Source organism: Nocardia anaemiae NBRC 100462 (genome assembly GCF_001612725.1).
GTDB classification, from domain to species: Bacteria; Actinomycetota; Actinomycetes; order Mycobacteriales; family Mycobacteriaceae; genus Nocardia; species Nocardia anaemiae.
The window spans coordinates 1-8,102 of record NZ_BDAZ01000036.1 but is presented as its reverse complement, the minus strand read 5'-3'; the positions used below and the strand labels follow the sequence as shown (position 1 = coordinate 8,102).

At 65.4% G+C, this 8,102-nt stretch carries 9 protein-coding genes; 8 read left to right on the top strand and 1 reads right to left on the bottom strand.

The genetic code is table 11. The features are described from left to right. Positions 1 to 125: 125 nt before the first annotated feature. From NA5_RS22420 to pafA, 4 genes are all read left to right on the top strand, one after another. Complete coding sequence (locus NA5_RS22420) at positions 126 to 320, top strand: ubiquitin-like protein Pup (protein ID WP_014351559.1); 195 nt, start codon at positions 126 to 128, stop codon at positions 318 to 320. Further along, a complete protein-coding gene (gene prcB / locus NA5_RS22415) occupies positions 317 to 1,183 on the top strand; it encodes a proteasome subunit beta (RefSeq protein ID WP_062989159.1) in 867 nt (288 codons plus the stop codon). The genes NA5_RS22420 and prcB overlap by 4 nt, the downstream gene beginning before the upstream one ends. Further along, positions 1,180 to 1,962, top strand: coding sequence for a proteasome subunit alpha (gene prcA / locus NA5_RS22410; RefSeq protein WP_062989157.1), 783 nt, complete (start codon positions 1,180 to 1,182; stop codon positions 1,960 to 1,962). The genes prcB and prcA overlap by 4 nt, the downstream gene beginning before the upstream one ends. A 175-nt stretch (positions 1,963 to 2,137) precedes the next feature. Continuing rightward, on the top strand, positions 2,138 to 3,496 hold the full coding sequence (pafA, locus tag NA5_RS22405; protein WP_218007602.1) for a Pup--protein ligase: 1,359 nt from the start codon (positions 2,138 to 2,140) through the stop codon (positions 3,494 to 3,496). Between the two features lie 131 nt (positions 3,497 to 3,627). On the opposite strand, the gene NA5_RS22400 is transcribed toward pafA, so the two are convergent. Further along, complete coding sequence (locus NA5_RS22400; protein WP_062989155.1) at positions 3,628 to 3,924, bottom strand: MTH1187 family thiamine-binding protein; 297 nt, start codon at positions 3,922 to 3,924, stop codon at positions 3,628 to 3,630. 86 nt (positions 3,925 to 4,010) lie between these two features. Between NA5_RS22400 and NA5_RS22395 the strand changes: the two genes are divergently transcribed. From NA5_RS22395 to NA5_RS22380, 4 genes are all read left to right on the top strand, one after another. After that, a complete protein-coding gene (locus NA5_RS22395; protein ID WP_157110570.1) occupies positions 4,011 to 5,006 on the top strand; it encodes a helix-turn-helix transcriptional regulator in 996 nt (331 codons plus the stop codon). A 79-nt stretch (positions 5,007 to 5,085) separates the two neighbouring features. Beyond that, complete coding sequence (locus NA5_RS22390; protein ID WP_062989153.1) at positions 5,086 to 6,063, top strand: helix-turn-helix transcriptional regulator; 978 nt, start codon at positions 5,086 to 5,088, stop codon at positions 6,061 to 6,063. 34 nt (positions 6,064 to 6,097) lie between these two features. Next, a complete protein-coding gene (locus NA5_RS22385) occupies positions 6,098 to 7,129 on the top strand; it encodes a 2-dehydropantoate 2-reductase (protein ID WP_062989151.1) in 1,032 nt (343 codons plus the stop codon). Positions 7,130 to 7,304: 175 nt separating this feature from the next. After that, complete coding sequence (locus tag NA5_RS22380; RefSeq protein WP_062989149.1) at positions 7,305 to 7,799, top strand: pyridoxamine 5'-phosphate oxidase family protein; 495 nt, start codon at positions 7,305 to 7,307, stop codon at positions 7,797 to 7,799. Positions 7,800 to 8,102 lie beyond the last annotated feature (303 nt).

The following is an 8,102-nucleotide window of genomic DNA, read 5'->3' as shown; positions in this document are numbered from 1 at the left end:
GATAACACAGCACGTTGTCAGGGTGGCTGGGTAGTGTTGATGTACGGGCACGGACATTGCTCATGATCAGGGTCGTGCTCAGAATGGAGCCCTGGTCATGATGAGGACAGAGGAGGTCGGCTGCTATGGCACAAGAGCAGACCAAGCGCGCCGGGGGCGGCGACGAGGACGAGGGTCCGGAGGGCGTCGACGCCGCCGGTCAGGAGCGCCGCGAAAAACTGGCGGAGGACACCGACGACCTGCTCGACGAGATCGATGATGTGCTCGAGGAGAACGCGGAAGACTTCGTTCGCGCGTATGTGCAGAAGGGCGGCCAGTGACAGCAGGTGACCCCTTGCGTCTCCACCCGGGGCACGCCCTCTCGTCATTCACCGAGCACCTGCGCATGCACGCACCGGAACTGTTGCCTGGTAACAGATTCGGCGCGATCGAGGGTGCCACCGGAATATCCGGTGGCACCGGCGCGAAGGAGCTGGCTCCGCACGGAACCACCATCGTGGCGGTCTCCTTCCGCGGTGGTGTGCTGATCGCCGGTGACCGGCGGGCCACCCAGGGAAACCTATTGGCCAGCAGGGATATCGAGAAGGTGTACATCACCGACACCTATTCGGCGGCCGGTATCGCGGGTACCGCGGGCATGGCCATCGAGATGGTGCGATTGTTCGCCGTCGAGCTGGAGTACTACGAGAAGATCGAGGGTGTCTCGCTGACCTTCGACGGCAAGGCCAACAAGCTGTCGAAGATGGTGCGCGACAACCTGCCTGCCGCGCTGCAGGGTCTGGCGGTGGTTCCGGTGCTGGTCGGCTACGACCAGCACGCCACCGATCCGGACAAGGCCGGTCGCATCGTGTCCTACGACGTGGTCGGCGGGCGCAGTGAGGAGCGATTCGGTTATACCGCGGTCGGTTCGGGTTCGATGTTCGCGAAGTCGTCGTTGAAAAAGCTGTACGCCAAGGGAATCGATGAGGACCGCGCATTGCGGATCGCCGTCGAATCACTCTTCGACGCCGCCGACGACGATACCGCCACCGGCGGACCGGATCTGGTGCGCGGCATCTACCCGACGGCGATCGTCATCAACGACGAGGGCGCCGACGAGGTGACCGAATCGCGGTTGGAGGAGATCACGCGGGCGATCGTCGCCGATCGCGAGGCCGCGGAAGAGGGGAGTGCCTCAGCATGACACTGCCGTATTACGCGTCGGCCGAACAGATCATGCGCGACAAGACCGAGCTTGCGCGCAAGGGCATCGCTCGTGGTCGCAGTGTGATCGTGCTGACCTACGACAAGGGTGTGTTGTTCGTCGCGGAGAATCCGTCCGCGACGCTGCACAAGGTGAGCGAGCTGTACGACCGCGTCGGGTTCGCGGCCGTCGGCAAGTACAACGAATTCGAGGCACTGCGCCGCGGTGGCATCCTGCAGGCCGATCTGAAGGGCTACCAGTACGACCGGCGTGATGTCACCGGTCGTGGTCTGGCCAATGCCTACGCACAGACCCTCGGCACGATTTTCACCGATCAGCTCAAACCCTATGAGGTGGAGATCTGTGTTGCCGAGGTCGGCTATCCGGAACAGTCACCGGAGTCGGTGCTGTACCGGATCACCTTCGACGGCTCGATAGTGGACGAGCGCGAATACGTGGTGATGGGCGGCACGACCGAGCCGATCATGACCGCCTTGAAGAGCTCCTACCAGCCCGGACTCGATCTGGCCGCTGCGGTCGAGGTAGCCGTCAAGGCTCTGAAGGCCGGGGTGCCCGAGGGTGCCGCGGACAAGGACAAGCGGGTGCTCGGCGTGGGTTCGCTCGAGGTCGCCACCCTCGAACAGGCGCGACCGCGGCGGGCATTTCGCCGGGTCGCGGGCGTGGCCCTGGACCAGCTGCTGAACGGCGGTAAGTCCGCGACCAAGGCCGAGGCGGCGCCCGACGAGGAGAAGTCCGAGGATGCGCCCGAGGCGGAGTAGTCCAGCACCATAGTTCGACCGCGAAGGCCCTCCCGATTTTTCGGGAGGGCCTTCGTTTCGGCCGATAGTTTTCCGCCGAACATTTCGCTCACGTGCGAAATCGTTGTGAAGACGTATGCACCGGGGTTGTCCGCAGCCCCACGCGAGTACATGACATGGCTGTAATGTCGATAGTGTGCAGCGACGAATCATGGGGATCGAGACCGAATTCGGTGTGACGTGCACCTTCCACGGACACCGTCGGCTCAGCCCCGACGAGGTGGCCCGGTATCTGTTCCGCCGGGTAGTTTCCTGGGGCCGTAGCTCTAACGTGTTCCTCCGCAACGGTGCTCGGCTCTACCTCGATGTCGGGTCGCATCCGGAGTACGCCACCGCAGAGTGCGACAACTTGGCGCAGCTGGTCACGCATGACCGGGCTGGTGAGCGCGTGCTGGAGGAGTTGCTGATCGACGCCGAACAGCGCCTCGCGGAGGAAGGCATCGGCGGCGATATCTACCTGTTCAAGAACAACACCGATTCCGCGGGCAACTCCTACGGCTGCCACGAGAATTTCCTCGTCGTGCGGGCCGGTGAGTTCTCCCGGATCTCGGATGTGCTGCTGCCGTTCCTGGTCACCCGTCAGCTGATCTGCGGTGCGGGCAAGGTGCTGCAGACGCCGAAGGCGGCCACATTCTGTCTGTCCCAGCGTGCCGAGCACATCTGGGAGGGCGTCTCCTCGGCGACCACTCGCTCGCGTCCGATCATCAACACCCGGGACGAGCCGCACGCCGATGCGGAGAAGTACCGGCGTCTGCACGTGATCGTCGGCGACTCGAATATGTCCGAGACCACCACCATGCTGAAGGTCGGCACCGCGGCGCTGGTGCTGGAGATGATCGAGGCGGGCGTCTCGTTCCGCGATTTCGCCCTGGACAATCCGATCCGCGCCATCCGTGAGGTCAGCCACGACCTGACCGGCCGTCGTCCGGTCCGGCTCGCCGGTGGACGCCAGGCCAGTGCGCTCGACATCCAGCGCGAGTACTACGCGCGCGCCGTCGAGCATCTGCGCAACCGCGACCGCGACCCCAATATCGACCAGGTCGTCGATCTGTGGGGCCGCACTCTGGACGCGGTCGAGGCGCAGGACTTCGCCAAGGTGGACACCGAGGTCGACTGGGTGATCAAGCGCAAGCTCTTCCAGCGCTATCAGGATCGCTACGGCATGGAGCTGTCCGATCCCAAGATCGCCCAACTCGATCTGGCCTACCACGACATCAAGCGCGGCCGCGGCGTCTTCGACCTGCTGCAGCGCAAGGGTCTGGCCAAGCGCGTCACCGAGGACGAGGCCGTCGACGCCGCCGTTGACACCCCGCCGCAGACCACCCGCGCCAAACTGCGCGGCGATTTCATCACCGCCGCCCAGGAAGCCGGTCGCGACTTCACTGTCGACTGGGTCCATCTCAAGCTCAACGACCAAGCCCAGCGCACGGTCTTGTGCAAGGACCCGTTCCGCTCGGTCGACGAGCGAGTGGATCGCCTTATCGCCTCGATGTAAGCGGTCCCAGTTCCGGTCGGCCCGACCGCAAGGCTGGCACGCCGTGCGCGCCCGGAAAGAGCCGTCGAGCGTAGTGAAATGGTTGCCGACAGGCTCGACCTGAGCGACCTTTTCACTACCGTCGGCGTTCGCTAGCTCTCTGCGAGGTAGCGCTCGACGGTTTCGACCTTTGATGTCATGGCGTCGGTGACGCCGGGACGGATGTCGGCCTTGAGGACGAGGCTGCAGCGGGGTGCGGTGGCGAGGATGGCGTCGGTGGCGGACTTGACCACGGCCATGACCTCGTCCCATTCGCCTTCGATCGTGGTGAACATGGCGTCGGTGCGATTGGGCAGGCCACTGGCTCGCACGATTCGGACGGCTTCGGCGACGGCCCGGCCGACGTCGACGCCCTCGCCCAGCGGTGTCACGGAGAACGCGATGATCATGGTTCCATGATGGCGGCGCGAACCGGAATGCGGTGAATCGCGCGCCGACGCGCGGGTGCGCCGGTCGGCCGATTACCCTGTGTCGAGTGGCGATATCCAAGGTCGAGCGGCTGATGAATCTGGTCATCGCGCTGCTGTCGACCCGGCAATTCCTGACCGCTGAGCGGATCAGGGACAGCGTCGCGGGGTACGAGGATTCGGCCAGCGACGAGGCGTTCAGTCGAATGTTCGAACGCGATAAGAACGAGCTGCGTGACCTCGGGATTCCCTTGGAGGTCGGGCAGGTCAGCCGGTTTTCGACGGTGGAGGGGTATCGGATCAACCGCGACGCCTACGAACTACCCGATATCGATCTGACCAGTGAGGAAGCGGCGGCGGTCGCGGTCGCGGTGCAGATGTGGGAGTCGCCGGAGCTGGCGGCCGCGGCCGAGGGCGCGCTGTTGAAGTTGCGCGCGGCCGGGATCCATGTGGAAACCGATGCGGCGGTGGCGTCGGTGCCCGCGGTTCCGGCCCGTACCCGCGGCTCGGATGCGGTGCTCGGCAAGCTGCTTGCCGCGATCGATGCGGGTCAGGCGGTGCGATTCGAACATCGGGGTGCGATCAACGAGCCGTATGTCATGCGCGATGTGGAGCCCTGGGGGGTAGTCACGCACAACGGCCGCTGGTATCTGGTCGGGCACGACCGGAACCGGGAAGCGGTCCGCAGCTTCCGGCTGTCGCGCATCGGCGACGATGTGACCGCCTACGGACCACCCAATTCGGTCGGCAAACCCGACGGCGTGGATCTGCGTGAAATCGTCGGCACCGTCACCGGCAGCGCACCGGTGACCGGCACCGCGACGGTGTGGGTGGCCGAAGGCCACGGCCGCGAGATCCGTCGACTCGGGCCCGTGCTCGAAGAGCGAACAATCGGCGAACGCCGTGGCGTGGTCGTCGAATTGCCGATCCGATCCCGAGATTGGTTGGCGCGCTTGATTACCGGACTCGGCCCCGATGCCGTGGTGCTCGCACCGGAGGAACTGCGCGCCGATGTGGTGGCGCGATTGCGCTCGGTCTTCGACCATACGGAGGTCACGGCATGAGCGAGCGCAGCGAGCGAACGATAGGCACAGCTGAGCATCGCTCGGTCATGACGGAGCCGAGCGCCAGCGAGGCGCAGTCATGAGTGAGCGCAGTCGGCTTTCGGTTCGGCTCTCGCGGCTGCTCAACATGATTCCGTACTTCATCGCGAATCCGGGGATCAGTGCCGCGGAGGCCGCCGCCGATCTCGGCGTGACGACCAAGCAGCTGATGAGTGATCTGAACCAGCTGTGGATGTGTGGCCTGCCCGGTTACGGGCCGGGCGATCTGATCGACCTGTCGTTCTCCGAGGAGAGCATCGAGGTCACCTTCTCGGCGGGTATCGACCGGCCGCTGCGGCTGACCTCGACCGAGGCGACCGCGTTGCTGGTGGCGCTGCGCTCGATCGTGGATATGCCGGGCATGGTCGATCCGACCGCGGCACATGCGGCGATCGCCAAACTGGAATCGGCCATCGTCGGCGGCAAGGCCGTCGACAACGCCCGCGAGCAACTGCCGACCGAGGCGCCGGGGGTCTCGACGGTACGTTCCGCACTGGCCCGCCAGCGCGCGCTCCGGCTGGTCTACTACTCGGCGAGTCGCGATGTGGTATCAGAACGTGTCGTCGATCCGATTCGAATTGTCTTGGTGGACAACAACAGTTATCTGCAGGCCTGGTGCCGCGAGGCCGAGGGGGTGCGCCTGTTCCGTTTCGATCGGATCGAGGCCGCCAGCGAACTCGACGAGCCCGCCCGGCCGCCGAGCCACGCGACCGAGGAAGCCGCCGCGCTCGACCTGTTCCAGGACGATCCCGCGGTTCCGTTGGCGCGCTTGCGCATTCGCGGCGATTACGGTTGGGTGCTCGATCAATACCCGATGCATCGGATGGCGGTGCACCCGGATGGCAGCATCGAGGCGACCATGCGCTTCGCCACCATGGACTGGATGGCGCGGCTGCTGCTCGGCTTCGGTTCCGGCGTCACGGTGCTCGGTCCACCCGAATTGATCACCGCGGTGCGGGAACGCTCGAATGCCGCATTGGCCGCCTACGAAGCGGCCGGTTTCCTGGAGACCAGATGAATCGCACGGAGGCTGGAACGGCGTGAGTGAGGTGATGGCACCCGCTCGGGTGCTGGTCCTGGGCGCCGGGAGCATCGGTTCCTTCGTTGGTGGAAAGCTGGCGGCGGCCGGAGCCGATGTCATATTCGTCGGTCGGCAGCCGGTGCTGGACGAGATCAGCGTGTCCGGGTTGCGGCTGACCGACCTCGACGGCGGTGACGTATCGGTGGCGGGGGATGCGGTGCGGGTGTCGACGACGCCGGAGGACGTCGGGTCCGCCGATCTGGTGCTGGTCACGGTGAAGTCGGCGGCGACCGCGGCGGCCGTGCGCGATCTCGACGGCAGGATCCGTCCCGGCACCGTGGTGCTGAGCCTGCAGAACGGAATCGGCAACGACAAGGTGATCCGCGAGATCCTGCCGACCTGCGTGGTGCTGGCGGGGATGGTGATGTTCAACGTCGTGCACCATTCCGACGGCCGGTTCCATCGCGGCACCGAGGGCGGGCTCGCGGTGCAGGACGATCCGGTGCTCGCACCGTTCAGCGAGTTGTTCGCGCGGGCGGGTCTGGCCCTGCGGCGGTATCCGGACCTGCTGCCGGTGCAATGGGCGAAGCTGCTGCTGAACCTCAACAACCCGATCAATGCGCTGTCCGGTCGGCCGTTGCGCGAGGAACTGTCCGACCGCGACTTCCGGCGCTGCCTGGCCCTCACCCAGCGCGAGGCGCTCGCGGCGATGAACCGAGCACGCATTCGCCCCGCCCGGCTTACGCCGCTGCCGCCGGAATGGATGGCCCGGCTGCTGACCGTTCCGGACGGGATCTTCCGCCGGGTCGCCGCAGCGGTACTGGCCATCGATCCGGAGGCGCGCTCGTCCATGGCCGACGACCTCGAACTCGGTCGCAAGACCGAAATCTCCTGGTTGTGCGGGGAGATCGTGAGCCTCGGCGCGATGGTGGGGATGCCGACACCGGTCAATCAGCGACTCATCGAACTGATCGTGGCCGCCGAACACGGCGCCCGCCGCGACTGGACCGGGCCGGAACTATTGGAGGAACTGCGAGCGGCGGCCGACACAAAGAACGACTGATTTCGTATCAGCTCGCCTGCGGGTTCGGACACGCCGCAACGCTCGGCAGCCGAGTATCGGATGTTGTGCGGGCTGACAGCATGATGGGCTATGGCAACTGTGCGGCGACCGATGAAATCCGACCGCGTATGGCGTCGATATAGGTAATGAGACCTGTAGACCGAAGGAGCCAACGATGCCAACCGGCACATTGAATCCCGATTTCAGCTCACCCGGCACGACACCCGTCGAGTGGTCCGCCGTGGAAGCGGTGCTCAACAGGGCAGGAATCTTCTGGCTGTCGACCGTGCGCAAAGACGGCCGTCCACACGTCACTCCCATTCCCGCGATCTGGCACGAGAACCGCCTGCACATCGCGACCGGAGTTCACGAACAAAAGGCGAAAAACCTTGCCGCCGAACCCCGTTGCATCCTCACCACCGGCACGAACCAGTTGAACAGCGGCCTCGACGTAGTGGTGGAGGGCACAGCGCACCGGGTCGTCGATCCGGCCGTCCTGGAAAGCCTTGCACGGCTGTGGAAGTCGAAACTGGACTGGGATTTCACGGTGCTCGACAGCGGATTCGGTGATGCCGAGGGCCGCATCGCCCAGGTCTACGGCGTCGCCCCGGACAAGATTCTCGCTTTCGGCAAAGGCGACGGATTCACCCAAACCCGCTTCCGCTTTTGATCTGCCCAACCATTCACCACGCCGGGTAGTACTCGCGCAACAGCGACCGAAGTTCGTTGCCGGTCTTGGTGCGCCGCCGGACCGCTTCCTGCTTGGCGCGGGCGAGCACCGAAATCGCTTGAGCAAGTAGTCTTAAGTAGCCGATTACACGCTCGCCGGTCGGAGCCTGTTCCCACAACTCGGCCTGCTGAGCAGTTCCAGGCGGCGCCGCCCCACGCCGTCGGCGCAGGCCCTGCCCTGGTGGTGCGGGTAGGCCTTACCACCGTCGATGTCTGTCTCGCTTGACCTCTTGCGCGTCAGTCC